The organism is Methyloceanibacter sp., assembly GCF_050726195.1.
Taxonomy (GTDB): Bacteria; Pseudomonadota; Alphaproteobacteria; order Rhizobiales; family Methyloligellaceae; genus Methyloceanibacter.
On record NZ_JBOHJC010000003.1, the window covers coordinates 208,431 to 222,419 of the forward strand.

General features: G+C 64.8%; 12 protein-coding genes and 1 pseudogene. 4 read left to right on the plus strand and 9 right to left on the minus strand.

The window, feature by feature from the left end; all coding sequences use genetic code 11:
* Nucleotides 1-19 precede the first annotated feature (19 nt).
* From pstB to ACRECX_RS03535, 5 genes are all read right to left on the minus strand, one after another.
* Nucleotides 20-793 (minus strand): phosphate ABC transporter ATP-binding protein PstB, encoded by a 774-nt coding sequence (gene pstB, locus ACRECX_RS03515; RefSeq protein WP_431557441.1) that lies wholly within the window; start codon nucleotides 791-793, stop codon nucleotides 20-22.
* An 89-nt stretch (nucleotides 794-882) separates the two neighbouring features.
* Complete coding sequence (pstA, locus tag ACRECX_RS03520; RefSeq protein WP_431557419.1) at nucleotides 883-2,514, minus strand: phosphate ABC transporter permease PstA; 1,632 nt, start codon at nucleotides 2,512-2,514, stop codon at nucleotides 883-885.
* Complete coding sequence (pstC, locus tag ACRECX_RS03525; protein WP_431557420.1) at nucleotides 2,507-3,886, minus strand: phosphate ABC transporter permease subunit PstC; 1,380 nt, start codon at nucleotides 3,884-3,886, stop codon at nucleotides 2,507-2,509. The genes pstA and pstC overlap by 8 nt, the downstream gene beginning before the upstream one ends.
* Before the next feature lie 143 nt (nucleotides 3,887-4,029).
* Nucleotides 4,030-5,088, minus strand: a complete 1,059-nt coding sequence (locus ACRECX_RS03530) for a PstS family phosphate ABC transporter substrate-binding protein (protein WP_431557421.1) — start codon at nucleotides 5,086-5,088, stop codon at nucleotides 4,030-4,032.
* 189 nt (nucleotides 5,089-5,277) lie between these two features.
* Nucleotides 5,278-6,618 (minus strand): ATP-binding protein, encoded by a 1,341-nt coding sequence (locus tag ACRECX_RS03535; protein WP_431557422.1) that lies wholly within the window; start codon nucleotides 6,616-6,618, stop codon nucleotides 5,278-5,280.
* Nucleotides 6,619-7,189: 571 nt separating this feature from the next.
* Here ACRECX_RS03535 and ACRECX_RS03540 point away from each other — a divergent pair.
* Nucleotides 7,190-7,739 (plus strand): annotated as a pseudogene (locus ACRECX_RS03540) (2OG-Fe(II) oxygenase).
* 12 nt (nucleotides 7,740-7,751) lie between these two features.
* Here ACRECX_RS03540 and ACRECX_RS03545 read toward each other — a convergent pair.
* Both ACRECX_RS03545 and ACRECX_RS03550 read right to left on the minus strand, forming a co-directional pair.
* Nucleotides 7,752-8,099, minus strand: a complete 348-nt coding sequence (locus ACRECX_RS03545) for a gamma-butyrobetaine hydroxylase-like domain-containing protein (protein ID WP_431557423.1) — start codon at nucleotides 8,097-8,099, stop codon at nucleotides 7,752-7,754.
* A gap of 19 nt (nucleotides 8,100-8,118) precedes the next feature.
* Complete coding sequence (locus tag ACRECX_RS03550; RefSeq protein ID WP_431557424.1) at nucleotides 8,119-8,313, minus strand: DUF6494 family protein; 195 nt, start codon at nucleotides 8,311-8,313, stop codon at nucleotides 8,119-8,121.
* Nucleotides 8,314-8,403: 90 nt separating this feature from the next.
* On the opposite strand from ACRECX_RS03550, the gene ACRECX_RS03555 reads away from it, so the two are divergent.
* The 3 genes from ACRECX_RS03555 to ACRECX_RS03565 all read left to right on the plus strand — a co-directional run bounded on the left by ACRECX_RS03555 (nucleotide 8,404) and on the right by ACRECX_RS03565 (nucleotide 11,775).
* Nucleotides 8,404-8,604, plus strand: coding sequence for a hypothetical protein (locus ACRECX_RS03555; RefSeq protein WP_431557425.1), 201 nt, complete (start codon nucleotides 8,404-8,406; stop codon nucleotides 8,602-8,604).
* Complete coding sequence (gene moaA / locus ACRECX_RS03560) at nucleotides 8,605-9,609, plus strand: GTP 3',8-cyclase MoaA (RefSeq protein ID WP_431557426.1); 1,005 nt, start codon at nucleotides 8,605-8,607, stop codon at nucleotides 9,607-9,609. It begins immediately after the preceding gene.
* Nucleotides 9,610-9,807: 198 nt separating this feature from the next.
* The gene (locus ACRECX_RS03565; RefSeq protein ID WP_431557427.1) at nucleotides 9,808-11,775 is read left to right on the plus strand and encodes a putative bifunctional diguanylate cyclase/phosphodiesterase; all 1,968 of its coding nucleotides are present in this window, start codon (nucleotides 9,808-9,810) and stop codon (nucleotides 11,773-11,775) included.
* Nucleotides 11,776-11,778: 3 nt separating this feature from the next.
* Here ACRECX_RS03565 and ACRECX_RS03570 read toward each other — a convergent pair whose 3' ends face one another.
* On the minus strand, nucleotides 11,779-12,405 hold the full coding sequence (locus ACRECX_RS03570; RefSeq protein WP_431557428.1) for a hypothetical protein: 627 nt from the start codon (nucleotides 12,403-12,405) through the stop codon (nucleotides 11,779-11,781).
* A gap of 85 nt (nucleotides 12,406-12,490) precedes the next feature.
* Nucleotides 12,491-13,672, minus strand: coding sequence for an iron-sulfur cluster carrier protein ApbC (apbC, locus tag ACRECX_RS03575; protein ID WP_431557429.1), 1,182 nt, complete (start codon nucleotides 13,670-13,672; stop codon nucleotides 12,491-12,493).
* Nucleotides 13,673-13,989 lie beyond the last annotated feature (317 nt).

Genomic DNA, 13,989 nt, shown 5'->3' on the forward strand with positions numbered 1-13,989 from the left:
AACTCCTGAAGCGCCGGCATCAACCGAAGCGGCCGGTGACGTAATCCTGCGTGCGCTGATCGGTCGGGTTGGTGAACATCTTCGACGTCTCGTCCACCTCGACCAGCTTGCCGAGATGGAAGAAGGCGGTGCGTTGCGAAACGCGGGCGGCCTGTTGCATCGAGTGGGTGACGATGACCATGCAAAGGCTTTCTTTCAGCTCGTCCATCAAGGTCTCGATCCTGGCGGTGGCGATCGGGTCGAGCGCGGAGCAAGGTTCATCCATGAGCAGCACTTCGGGGTTGACCGAAATGGCGCGGGCGATGCAGAGCCGCTGCTGCTGGCCGCCGGAGAGGCCGGTGCCGGGCTCATTAAGCCGGTCCTTCACCTCTTCGTAGAGACCAGCCCGTTGAAGGCTCTTGACCACGATCTCCTCGAGATCGGTTTTCGACCGGGCGAGGCCGTGAATGCGCGGCGCATAGGCGACGTTCTCGAAGATGGATTTGGGAAATGGGTTGGGCTTCTGAAAGACCATGCCGACCCGGGCGCGGAGCTGCACCGGATCGACCCGCGGCGCATAGATGTCCTCGCCGTCCAGCCTGATGTCGCCCTTGATGCGAACGCCCTCGATGACGTCGTTCATGCGATCGAGGCAGCGGAGGAAGGTCGACTTGCCGCAGCCGGACGGTCCGATCAACGCCGTCACCGACCGGTCGAAGACGTCGAGATTGACGTCGAACAGCGCCTGTTTCTCGCCGTACCAGAGGTTGACGTTGCGCGCGGCCATCTTCAGCTCAAGCTGCTCAGCCGGCATGGCGCCTTCCTCTTTCTGCGGCACTTCGGGTGCCTTTATGCGGACGGCCGGTTCTGCCTCCACTCGAGCCTCCATGACTAGGTCCCTTTCTACCACTTTCGCTCGAACATCTGCCTAAGCGCGATGGCGACGATGTTCATGACGACGAGAAAGCCGAGCAGCACCAAGATCGCCGCCGAGGTCCGCGAGACGAAGCCGCGCTCGGGGCTGTCCGCCCAGCTGAAGATCTGGGTTGGCAACGAGGTGGCCGGCTCGAGAAGTCCCATGTTCTCGATGCTCGGAATGAAGGCGTTCATGCCGATCAGGAGCAGCGGCGCCGTCTCGCCCAAGGCCTGCGCCATGCCGATGATGGTGCCGGTCAGAATTCCCGGGATCGCGAGCGGCAGCACATGGTGCAGCATGACCTGGTGCTTGGAGGCGCCGACGCCAAGGGCCGCTTCGCGGATCGAGGGAGGGACCGCCTTCAGCGCGGCGCGGGTGACGATGATGATGGTCGGCAAGGTCATCAGGCTCAGCACCATGCCGCCAACGAGCGGCGCCGAGCGCGGCAGGCCAAAGAAGCCGAGGAACACGGCCAATCCCAAGAGACCGAAGACCACCGAGGGGACGGCGGCGAGGTTGTTGATATTGACCTCGATCAGGTCGGTGAACCGGTTCCTCGGGGCGAACTCCTCGAGATAGACGGCGGCGGCGATGCCGATGGGGAAGCTTAGCAGGAAGCACACCAGGAGCGCGAAGAAGGAGCCGGTGATGGCGCCCGCTAGGCCCGCGCGCTCCGGGAAGCGGCTGTCGGCATTGAAGAACAGTTCCCAATTGAACGGCGTGTGGAGGAGGCCCTTTTCCTCCATGACATCGAACACCTTGATCTGCTCCGGCGTGAAGCGCGGATTGAGCACCATCGGCGCCTTGCCCTCCGCCAACTCGGCGAAGGGTGGAGAGACGGGGAAGAAGACTTGGATGGTCTTGCCGACAACGCCGGGGTCCTCGGCCACGCGCTTGGCAAGCACCTCCGGCGCATCGTCGGCGAGCATGGCGAACAGCGCCGTGTCGTGCACTGTCGGTAGATAGGCCTGGAGGCTGTCGCGCGCCATCGCGGCGAAATCCCCTTCCTCGGCGTTTGTCGCGTCGACAAAGACGTCGAGTTTGAGGCTGGTTTGCCCGTCGTGCTCGACCACGACACCGCGATTGTTGAGCCGCTCGAAATAGCGGACCTGGCTCCAGGTCAGCGCCTCCACCTCTTTCGGGATCACGCCCTTGTAGAGCTGATCGAACGGGTCTGAGAGCGCAACCGGCAGGGTGATGGTCGTGCCGATGGTGCCGGGGTTGCCGACCACGTAGTCCCGTATGATGTAAGGCGCATCGGAGGTGAGGATCTTGCTGACATCCCGATATTGATTTTCGGGGATTCCGGGGACGATGGTGTTCAACGCCTCGCGCACGAGGGTCCGATAATTGCCGGCTGCCGGGTCCTTGGGATCGACCTTGGCCGGGTCGACGTAAACCGCGAGATCGACCTTGGTCTGCACGAAGGCTGGAAATCCGGTGGAGATCAGCGACGCCACGAGGACGCCGAGGAGGCCCACGGCAAGCGCAATGGCGATGATGCCATAGGCCTGAAGGCGGCGATCCGCGGCATAGCGGCGACGGAGGCGCCGGCGCGCCTGCTCCGAATTCCAGTCAACGGTGCGAGGCACCTGATCTATGGCCGCTGCGTCACTCATATTGCTCTCGATATTTGCGCACGATGTGCAGGGCGACGACGTTGAGGGCCAGGGTGGCAAGGAACAGCACAAGGCCGAGGGCGAAGGCGGCCAGCGTCTTCGGGTTATCGAATTCGGTATCGCCGATGAGGAGCGTCACGATCTGTACCGTCACGGTGGTGACCGGCTCGAGCGGATTGGCCGTGAGCGAGGCGATGATGCCGGCTGCCATGACCACGATCATGGTCTCGCCGATGGCCCGGCTGACCGCGAGCAGGACGCCGCCCATGATGCCGGGAAGGGCGGCGGGAAGCAGGACCTTGGTAATGGTCTCGCCCTTGGTGGCACCCATAGCATAGGAACCGTCGCGCATGGACCGGGGCACCGCGGCGATGGCATCGTCGGACAATGACGAGATGAAGGGAATAATCATGATGCCCATGACCGCGCCGGCGGCGAGCGCGCTGTTCGGGGCGATCGGCAGACCGATGGTGTCGCCAAACTGGCGCATGGCGGGCGCGACGGTTAGCACGGCAAAGAAGCCGTAAACCACGGTCGGAATGCCGGCGAGCAGCTCGAGCACCGGCTTGATGGTGGCCCGCACCTTGGGATGCGCGTACTCGGTGAGGTAGATCGCCGAATAGAGGCCGATAGGCGTCGCCACCGCCATGGCAATGGCGGCAATGAGGAGCGTGCCGGCGAACACTGGAATGGCGCCGAAAGCGCCGCCCGCCGTCACCTGGCCTTCGCGGATGGGAATTTGTGGCTCCCAGTTCAGCCCGAAGAAGAACTCGAAGGGGTTGACCTTGTCGAAGAAGCGCAAGGTTTCAATCAGCAGCGAAATGACGATGCCGAGCGTGGTCAGAATGGCGATGAGCGAGCAGGCGATCATGAGCCCGCTCAGGATGCGTTCGGCGCCATGGCGCGCCCGGAACTCGGGACTGATGCGGCGGCTGGCGATGATGAGCCCGAGAAGTGCGACGCTCAGCGCCACGCCGACCATGGCCCAGCGGGCGATCCCCTGCCAGCGGTTGTAACGCTCCGCCGCTTCCTGGACTACGAGGCTCGGCTCGCCGAAGACATTGCCCTGAGCGACCGACTTGATCTCGCTGAGCAAAAGACTGACTTGGCCGCGGTCCATGCCGTCGGTGGTGCCGGGAGGCAGGCTCCACAGCAACAAGGTGTCGATGACCTGGCCCTGGAGCACCAACCAGACAAGGACCAGCAGGATCGACGGGATGCCGACCCACGCGGCGACAAAGGCGCCGTGATAGCTCGGGCGCGAGTGCAACTCGTATTCGCGGCCCTCGACGAGGGCGATGGATCGCCTGCGGGCAAGGACATAGCTGACCGCGGCAAGCACGATGAGCAGGAGCAGAAGGTAACCGATCATGTCCGCCCGCCGGTTACTCGGCAAACGCCGTTTCTCGTGGCGTGCGCCGAAGGGCCGTGTGTTGTCCTACGATCGCCGGCGTGGCCGCACAGGTGGAATGCGGCCACGCCTTGGATCAACTCAGTTCAAGCGTGCCTGCGGTCTTACGAAGTCGGCGCAGACATCTTCTCCGCGTTCTTCGCGCGATCCTGCATTTCTTTCAGCGGCTCCGGCGCCAGAACAACAAGGCCGCGCTCTTGGAGATAACCGCCCTCACCCATGGCCTCGTCGCTCGTGTACTCAACGACGAAGTCGGTCAGGCCGGGGATGACATTGCGATGCGCATTCTTAACGTAGAAGAACATCGGCCGCGCGATCGGATAGCTTCCATCGGCGATAGTCTCGAACGTCGGGGTGATACCTTCGATCTTCACGCCCTGGAGCTTGTCCTGGTTCTCATACAGGAACGAGTAGCCGAAAATGCCGAGGGCATTCGGATCGGCATCGATGCGCTGCACGATGAGGTTGTCGTTCTCACCGGCCTCGACGAACGGGCCGTCCTGACGCATCGGCGTGCACTTCTCGCCGATGAGCTTGTCGAAGTCAGCTTTCTCCATCTCGCCCTTCTTGGTCTTGAAGTAATCGAGGGCTTTGCAGCCGTCATGCATCGTCAGCTCAACGAAGGCATCGCGCGTGCCGGACGTCGGCGGCGGGCCGTAGGCCAGGATGGCGACATCGGGAAGCGACTTGTCAACATCGCTCCACTTCTTGTAGGGATTAGGCACGAGCTTGTCGCCGTCCGGGACCTCGGCCGCCAAGGCCAAGAAGATCTGCGCCTCGGTCAGATCCATGGGCGTGCCCTTCTTTGACTGGGCAATCGACAACCCGTCATAGCCGATCTGAATCTCGGTGACGTCGGTAACGCCGTTCTTGGTGCAGAGCTCCCACTCCGACTTCTTCATGGCGCGCGACGCGCCGGTCAAATCGGGGTTCTGCTCCCCGATGCCTTGGCAGAAAATCTTCATGCCGCCGCCGGTGCCGGTCGACTCGACCACCGGGGGTTTCTGGCCGGTTTTTTTGCCGAACTCCTCGGCTGCCGCCTGCGAATACGGGAAGACCGTCGACGAACCGACGACCTTGATCTGGTCACGGGCCAGCGCCGGGCCGGCCGTGCAAAGGGCGGCGACGACAAGCGTCGACGCTGCGATACTGTATCTGTTCACTGTAGCTCTCCCTTCGGAAATTGGATGTGAGCCTCCGCCAGCGCGAGCAACGCCGCTACCAGCTCGCGGGCACGCTAGTCCCTAGGGATAATTGTTCTATGACAGGGATGATTCGACTTTATGACAGTCTAAACGACTGATCTACATGTCTTTTGTGAAATTTCCCTGTGGATAACAGCACCGGCCGCGTCAGCCCGCGCGAGCCTCGTTAAGCATAACCGTGAAGGTCGATCCCTTGCCCGGCTTGGAGGCGATGGCAAGCTCGCCCCGGTGGCGGTTGAGGATATGCTTAACGATGGCGAGGCCGAGCCCGGTGCCACCTTTTTCGCGGCTGGAGGCCACGTCGACCCGGTAGAAGCGCTCAGTGAGGCGCGGCAGATGCTCGGGCGCGATGCCGGGGCCATCGTCGACCACGGCAATGGCGTAGCGGCCGGCCTGGCGGCCGAGCGAGGGGATGTGCTTTGGCTCGATGCGCACCCGGCCGCCGCGATTGCCGTATTTGAGCGAGTTCTGCACCAGGTTCTGGAGCACTTGCAGCAGCTCGTCGCGGTCGCCCCGGACCACGGCCGGGCGGGAGAAGCGCCCGACTTCGAGCGTCATGCCGGAGTCGCTCGCGAGCGGCTCGAGCGTATCGCGGGCGTGGCCGAGAACGTCGTTGAGATCGACGAGATCGCTTGGCGGCACGTGGGCGTTCATCTCCACCCGGCTCAAGGACAGCAGCGCGTCGATCAGGCGGGTCATGCGCGAGGCCTGCTCGGCCATGATGGGCAGGAAGCGCTCGCGCGCGCCGGTATCCTCCTTGGCGGTGCCTTGCAAGGTCTCGATGAACCCGCGCAGCGATGCGAGCGGCGTGCGCAGCTCGTGGCTCGCATTGGCGATGAAGTCGGCGCGCATCTGGTTGATGCGCTCGACCTCGGTAAGGTCGCGCAAGAGGACCAGAATATTGCCATCGCGTTCGCCTCCCCGGCCCAAGGGCGCGACGGTCACGGCCATGCGCCGGCCGACCGGCACGCGCTCGGCATAGGTGACGGTGACGGCGCGGCCGCTCTTTGGCGCGGCGCTGACGGCATCGAGAAACTCCGGCGTGCGGATCACGGAGGAGATGTGGCTCCCTTCACGCAAGGTGGCGAACAGGCCGCGCGCGGGGCCGTTGCAGGACAGCACCTGCCCGGCGCGATTGAGCAGGATCACGGGGTCGGGCAGCGCCTCGGCCATCACATGCATGGCGGAAGTTGACCGGGCGGAGGCCGTGGAGCGGCCGAGATCGGCCTCGAGGATATTGTCGACATCCTGGCGGGGAAGCAGCGCCACCGACGCGACGAAGCTGACAAAGGCGATGAGCGCGAGCCCTAACGGCAGGTCGGCGATGGCCACGAGGGCCGCCATGATCACGGCGACGATCACGATCTGCCACAGCGCGGCCCACAGTCTCGCGGCGAGTTCGCGAAGGCCGCGCCTGATCGCTTGGCCGGTCCGCCAGAAGAGGCCCGGAGGGAGGGCCCGCGCGCTTTGTTCTGCCCGGTCGCTCAATGGTTGCTCTAAGGCTCCGTGACGAATCGGCCGAAGGACGTACCCCTATGTTTGCGCTTGGAATATCACGATTTTGCGACATCCCCCCATCGATCTGCAACGAATCGGTGACAGGACGAAGGACCCGTCATGCGGTTGCAATAGTCGCCAGCCAAGGACCGGCACGCGTTGCCATGGCCGGCGTGGACTTGGCTCCAAGGATGTGGGGGGCCGGAACCGGCGATTCCATCCCCTCCTCGCAATTGTCCAAGTTAATGGCGGCGCCTCATTCCACAGACGCGGTGGCCGCTTTCAACCCGGGAGCAGCAATGGTGTTATCATCGAGCGGAATCGCCAGGGCATGTTTGGCCTTGGGGGCAGCGACAGAGGCCAAGTGATGAACCCCTCGACTGCGGCAGCGAAGCAAGCCGTCCCGCCAAGACAACGGCTGGCAGGTCTCGCATGGGAGCGAGTCGTGGCCGACTTGGACGCGCGGGGCTTCGCAATGATCGAGGGCCTGCTTGATGCCGGGCAATGCCGCTCAACGACGGCGCTCTATCCGGACGACCGGCTCTTCCGTAAGCACGTGATCATGGAGCGCCATGGCTACGGGCGGGGCGAGTACAAGTACTTCGCCTATCCCTTGACTGACACGATCGCCGCGTTGAGGCGCGCGGCCTACCCGCATCTCGCCGAGGTTGCCAATCGCTGGACGGCGGCGATGTGCATGGACGTGCGTTACCCCGCCGATCACGATGGCTTTCTCAAACGGTGCCACAATGCCGGCCAGACGCTACCGACGCCGCTCCTGCTCAAGTACGGACCGGGGGACTTCAACTGTCTGCATCAGGATCTCTATGGCGAGCATGCATTCCCGCTGCAAATGGCGATCCTGCTGTCGGCCCCTGGCCGCGACTTCACCGGCGGGGAATTCGTGCTCACCGAGCAGCGACCGCGCATGCAGTCGCGCGCGACCGTCGTGCCGCTCGGGCCAGGGTGACGCCGTGATCTTCGCCGTGCAGAACCGCCCGGTGCGCGGCACGCGCGGCGTCTACCGCGTCAACGTCCGCCACGGGGTAAGCGAGCTTCGGAGCGGCGGGCGCTATACGCTCGGCATCATCTTCCACGACGCAAAGTCCTAGGCCGCCCTCCCGCTATCGACCAAGCCCCTTGGCGGCGAGCTCGTCGAGATAACTTTGGAAGTGCGCGTCCCGGTTCTCGCCGAGGTCGCGGAGATAGTCCCAGACGAAGAGCCCGGTGTCGTGCCCGTCGTCGAACACGATGCGCACCGCGTAGTTGCCGACGGGCTCCAGCTGCAGGATGCGCACGTTCTTCTTGCCGGGCACCGTGACGCGCTGCTCGGGGCTATGGCCCTGCACCTCGGCGCTAGGGCTCATCACGCGCAGTAGCTCCGCCGGCAGGGCGAAGCTTTGCCCGTCGTCGAAACTCACGGTGAGGGTGCGCTTCTCGGCGTCGAGCTTGAGTTCCGTGGGCCAGGCCATCGCCGGGAGCTCTCCAGGCTTAGCCGAGGTCGATATCGCCATCGACCACATGATCGAGGGGCGCCCGTTCGGCGGTCAGGCTCATCTTCACCCTAAGCTTGCCCTTGCCGCCCAACCCCTCCTCGCGGACCACGCGCTCGATCGCCTGCTGCGAGGTCACGCCGACCTCCTTCAGGAATTTTCGCATCGACATATTGAAGCGTTGCTCGTCCATGCTGTCCTCCTTCGACGCGCCTTTCCCGTGATATGGATAGGGCGAAGCCTATATATTAGAGACAAAAGGCAATATTAGAGATCAAAGACGATGGCGATCACCTCGCGCGGCAAGAGCCGTGGCAGATCGAAGACGCGAGCCGGTACGATGAAGCGGAAAAGCCCCATCAAGCGTAGAAACGCGCCGGCGGCCGCGCTCGCCGATCCGCGCTACCGCAAGCGCGTGGTCAAGAGCGCCAAGGCCTACAGCCGCAAAGGCAAGGCTCAGGTGACCGAGGACGAAGAGGCATAGATGAGCCAAATCGTATCTCCCCTGATCGACCGGTTCGGCCGCGCCATCACCTATTTGCGGGTGTCGGTCACCGACCGTTGCGACTTCCGCTGCACCTATTGCATGGCGGAAGACATGACCTTCCTGTCGCGCAAAGACCTGCTGACGCTCGAGGAGATCGACCGGCTCACAAGCGCATTCATTGCCAGGGGCGTGCGAAAGATCAGGCTTACCGGCGGCGAGCCTCTGGTGCGGCGGAACATCATGTGGCTGGTCGAGGCGGTGTCGCGGCATCTCGGCAACGACCTCGACGAGCTGACCCTTACCACCAATGGCAGCCAGCTCGCCCGCTACGCTGACGCGCTTGCCGGCGCCGGCATCGTGCGCATCAATGTTTCGCTCGATACGCTCGATGCGGCGAAGTTCCGCGTGCTGACTCGATGGGGCGACTTCGACCAGGTCATGCGCGGTATCGACGCGGCGGACCGCGCCGGCCTCAAGATCAAGATCAACACCGTGGCGCTGAGGGACTGCAACGAGGACGAGATCGCCGACCTCCTTCGCTGGTGCCATGGCCGCGGCTTCGATCTCACCTTGATCGAGACCATGCCCATGGGCGAGATCGAAGCCGACCGGACCGATCAATATCTGCCGCTGTCGCTGGTGCGGGCGCGGCTCGAACAGCGCTTCACGCTCGCCGATATTCCGTATCGCTCAGGAGGGCCGGCGCGATATGCGCAAGTTGCCGAGACAGGCGGCCGGCTCGGCTTCATCACGCCGATGACTCACAATTTCTGCGAATCTTGCAATCGGGTGCGCGTGACCTGCACCGGCACACTCTATATGTGCCTTGGCCAGGACGACGCCGCCGACCTCAGAGAACCGTTGCGCGCAAGCGTCTCCGATGACTTGCTGCATGCCACCATCGACGCGGCTATCGCGCGCAAGCCCAAGGGGCACGATTTCGTCATCGACCGCAGGGCAGCGCCTGCCGTTTCGCGCCACATGTCGGTCACGGGCGGCTAAGTCGCCCTAGGGTTAAGAAAATCCTAGAGGCGGAAATTTCCCAGCGGTTCCAAGCGTTCGGCTGGCAAAACGAAACCCGGTTTTCACCCCTCCCGGCACAGTCGCTCAGCTTACGGCGTTTCTTAACCTACGCCCGGCTAATTTGCCTCCGTGATCAGTGGACTAGCCGGTCCGCTGGCCGTGGGTTCGGTTCGCTTCATGTTGCGCAAAACGTCGGTAAAAAAATACTGGCACTGGGCGGGGCTGGCGCTGCTTTCGGCGCTGATTGCCGTCACGGCTCTCATTGCGCCAAGCAGAGTGAGCCAGCTTGAGCTCGAGCGCGAGGCTCTCGTCGCGCAGGACCGCATCCAAGCGCAGTTGGTTAAAGATCCCAACGTCGTGCTTGAGGCGCTGACGCGTCCCGGCTTCGCACCGCAGCTCGATCAAGTCTTCCAGCAAGCGGGTTATGCGCATCGTGTGCTCCGCTTCGAGCTTTACGACGCTAGAGGGCGACTGACCTTCACGAGCGGCCTTGCCAGTCTGCCGCTCGATGATTCCTTGGTGGACGTGAAGACGAATCCGGCGCAGGAAGGCGCCGTCATCGGCCTCTACACAAGCAACGTCGACGGCGCGCCATCGCACTTCGCGGTCCTCAGGCTGCCCCTCGACTTCAACCATCTCACGCGCGGATCGCTGGTCGTTTACCTCGACCAGAGCGACCAGGCGAATGTTCTCTCCGGTTATTTCAGCCTCATTGCCGCGGTCACCTTGCTCTTGCTTGGCGTCGGCATCGCCACGCCGGTCGCCTTCGCCTGGATGCGCAGCCAGGAACGGCGGCAAGCGGTGGAGCAGGTGCGCTATCTCGAAAGCCACGATGCGTTGACGGGCCTCGCCAACCGCCGAGCCTTTGCCGAGGGTTTGGCCGAGGCCATGAGCCGCACCCTGCGCGAGGGCACGCATATCGCCGTCGTGTGTCTCGACATCGACAAGTTCAGGGAGATCAACGACGCCACCGAACATGGCGGCGGCGACCAAGTGCTCCGTGAGATGGGTCTGCGCATAAAAGGCACCTTGCGCGATCGCGATTTGATCGCGCGGCTTGGCGCCGACGAGTTCGCCATCGCCCTCGTCGACATCACCAATCTCGGCGACGTCATGGCGTTCATGAACCGGCTCGTCGCCGCGCTTCGCGATCCGTTCCACGTCGCCGGGAAGGACCTCCTCATCACCACGAGCGTCGGCATTGCTCTCGCGCCGGCCGACGGTGACACCGCCGCGACGGTGCTGCGCCACGCCACGATCGCCTTGTCGCGGGTCAAGGGCGACGGCGGACAGCGCATGTGCTTCTTCGAGGAGAGCATGGACAAGGCGCTGCAGCGCCGGCGCACCGTCGAGCACGAGCTTCGCCTGGCGCTCGGCCGCGAGGAGTTCGAGGTCGTCTATCAACCCCAATACGACCTGACGTCAGAGCGGCAGTGCGGCTCGGAGGCACTGATCCGCTGGCATCATCCGGTGCACGGCAAGATCGCCCCGGGACATTTCATCTCGGTGGCCGAGGAGACCGGTCTCATCGTGCCGATCGGCGAATGGGTGCTGCGGCGGGCGTGCCGCGATGCGGCGACGTGGCCCGAGGGGCTGACGGTGGCGGTGAACCTGTCGCCCGCCCAGTTCCGCGACGGGGACATCGCCGAGACGGTGGCGGAGGTGCTGAAGGAAACAGGCCTGCCGCCGGAGCGCCTCGAGCTCGAGATCACCGAGAACCTGCTCATCAACGACACCGAAGAGGTGCTCGGCAAGCTGAACCGGCTGCGCGAGCTCGGCGTGGCCATCGCCATGGACGATTTCGGCACCGGCTATTCAAGCTTGAGCTATCTCGCCCGCTTCCCGTTCTCCAAAATCAAGATCGACCGGCAGTTCATTCGCAACATGACGCGCGATCCGGCCATGCGGGCCATCGTCAAGACCATCATCGCGCTCGGCAAGTCGCTCGACGTGATCATCACGGCGGAGGGCGTGGAGACGCCCGAGCAGGCGGAGATGCTGCGCAAGTTCGGCTGCCCGCAGGTGCAGGGCTTCCTCTACGGCTATCCGGAGGGCGCCGAGGAATCCGCCAAGCCCAAGGGCAAGCCGAAGGACACGGCGCAAAGCAAGGTGACGCCGATCCGCACGCGCTCGAGCGCGGCCTGACCTCTATCGGATCGGCCTAGGGGCCGGCTTGAACGCCGGCTTGCCGAGGAGAACTTCCCAGGAATCCTTGTAAGGCACGATGTCCGGCCTGGCCGCCACGGGGCGGCGGGGGGCGGGGCGGGCGACTGGCGCAGGTTTCGGCGCGGCGCGCTTGACGGGGGGCGGAGCGGCCTTGGGCGGGGCGAGGCGGGCGGCCGCCGCGTCCCGGTCGACGCGGACCGGCAGAGGAGGCGGATTGGCATCCACCGCGGCGATCGCGTCCTGCTCCGCGGGCTCAGCTTCAGCCTCAGGCTCGGGCTCTGCCGTAGCCCGGGGCAGAGCGTAGGTGACGTCATCCGCCTCGGGCGCGAAATCGGCCGGGCCGGGCGGGAGATCGCTGCCGATGCCGGCGCGCGCCACCAGTTCGCCGATGGCGTCGAGCGCTGGGGCTTCGAGCGCAGGCGCTGCGGACACAGGCGGCGGCGGAGTCTCGGCGAGGATCTCGACCGGAATGGCGACGAGGCGGAGCGCCTCCCCGCCGGGCGCAGGCAGAGTGATCAGGATCGGCAGCACGAGCGCGAGCGCCGCCACATGGGCAAGGCCGGCGCCGAAGGCGCAGGCCGGCAGATTGACCTTGTCGATGCCGATCACGGACCGCCGCGGTATGAGGTTCCCCGATAACGCTCAACCACCCTTGGAATCGAGTTAGCTGAGTCGGCCCCATCACGGCAAGTTCCTAACCTTCCATGACAATTCTGGGCGCAGGCCGGTCGGCGCCGGCGAGGCGCTCAAGCTCCGCCCAGACGCGCGCGCCGATCTCGCGATAAACCTCCGCGACCGGCGAGGACGGGTCGGTCGCCACCACGGGACGGCCCTCATCGGAGGTCTCGCGCACCGCAATCGTGAGCGGCACCTCGCCGAGGAACGGCACGCCGAGCCGCGCGGCCTCGGCTTTCGCGCCGCCATGCCCGAAAATGTCGGAACGCTCGCCGCAATGGGGGCAGAGGAAAGTCGACATGTTCTCCACCAGCCCGAGCACCGGCACGTTCACCTTGCGGAACATGTTCAGCCCTTTGCGCGCATCGACCAGCGCCAGGTCCTGCGGCGTCGATACGATGACGGCGCCGGCGAGCGGCACCTGTTGCGCCATGGTGAGCTGGGCATCGCCGGTGCCGGGCGGCATGTCGACGACGAGCACGTCGAGATCGCCCCAGGCGACGTCCTTCAGCATCTGCGACAGCGCCGACATCACCATGGGCCCTCGCCAGATCATCGGCGTCTCCTCGTCGACGAGGAAGCCCATGGACATGACCTTGAGCCCGTAGGCCCGCATGGGATCGAGCTGATTGCCGGCGACCGGCTGCGGCTGGCCCTTGATGCCGAGGAGCCGCGGCATCGACGGCCCGTAGATATCGGCATCGAGCACGCCGACCTTGAGCCCCTGGTCCTTCAGAGCGAGCGCGAGATTGACCGCGGTGGTCGATTTGCCGACGCCGCCCTTGCCGGAGGCGACGGCGATGATCTTGCTGACGCCGGGCACGCCACCTGGGCGATGGCGGGCATCGCGCGCCGCACCTGGCCTGGTGAAGGCCGGACCCTGATGCGCCTGACGCGGCGGCTGAACGGGGCTCGCGCCGCCATTGCCGCCGCGCGCCGCGCCGGGCTCGCGGTCGGCGGTCAAGGTGACGGCGACGCTGGCGACGCCGGGGATGTCCTTGACCGCGCTCTCCGCGGCGCGCCGCAGCGCCTCGAGCTCGCCGGCGCGGGCGGGATCCACGGAAATGGCGAAATAGACCTTGCCCTGGTGGATCACCACCTCGGAGACGAGGCCGGCCGAGACGATGTCGTGCTCGAGGTCGGGGCCCTTGACGGCCTTCAGCGCGGCGAGAATGCGGTCTTTGGTCAGCGTTTCGGTCATGGCCGGATATGTATTCCTGTCTAGCGCCAACACCAACCTGTCATTCGCTGAAGGTTACCACCCCTATTGTCATCGTCCGCGAAAGCGGACGATCCAGTAACCCCAACCGTGCGCATTCGCGAAGCGCGGTGGCTACGTCATGCCCGCTTGCGCGGGCATGACAAATCGTTGCCGCGATGCGAAGGCATCCGCGGTTTGCTCCTTTCTTCCCCTCGTTCCAGAGGGGGGTGGCGCGCCGAACGGCGCAGTCCGTAATGGTGTCGTGTCCTTGCGAGGACACGCGGGCGCCTTCCGGCGCGCCACTCGCGGCGTCTTAC

Bases quoted from the DNA above. Each gene is read 5' to 3' on its own strand.
- pstB (WP_431557441.1), bottom strand. From the start codon at position 793: ATGCCGGCTGAGCAGCTTGAGCTGAAGATGGCCGCGCGCAACGTCAAC.
- pstA (WP_431557419.1), bottom strand. From the start codon at position 2,514: ATGAGTGACGCAGCGGCCATAGATCAGGTGCCTCGCACCGTTGACTGG.
- pstC (WP_431557420.1), bottom strand. From the start codon at position 3,886: ATGATCGGTTACCTTCTGCTCCTGCTCATCGTGCTTGCCGCGGTCAGC.
- ACRECX_RS03545 (WP_431557423.1), bottom strand. From the start codon at position 8,099: ATGGCCTGGCCCACGGAACTCAAGCTCGACGCCGAGAAGCGCACCCTC.
- ACRECX_RS03550 (WP_431557424.1), bottom strand. From the start codon at position 8,313: ATGGACGAGCAACGCTTCAATATGTCGATGCGAAAATTCCTGAAGGAG.
- ACRECX_RS03555 (WP_431557425.1), top strand. From the start codon at position 8,404: ATGGCGATCACCTCGCGCGGCAAGAGCCGTGGCAGATCGAAGACGCGA.
- moaA (WP_431557426.1), top strand. From the start codon at position 8,605: ATGAGCCAAATCGTATCTCCCCTGATCGACCGGTTCGGCCGCGCCATC.
- ACRECX_RS03565 (WP_431557427.1), top strand. From the start codon at position 9,808: ATGTTGCGCAAAACGTCGGTAAAAAAATACTGGCACTGGGCGGGGCTG.
- apbC (WP_431557429.1), bottom strand. From the start codon at position 13,672: ATGACCGAAACGCTGACCAAAGACCGCATTCTCGCCGCGCTGAAGGCC.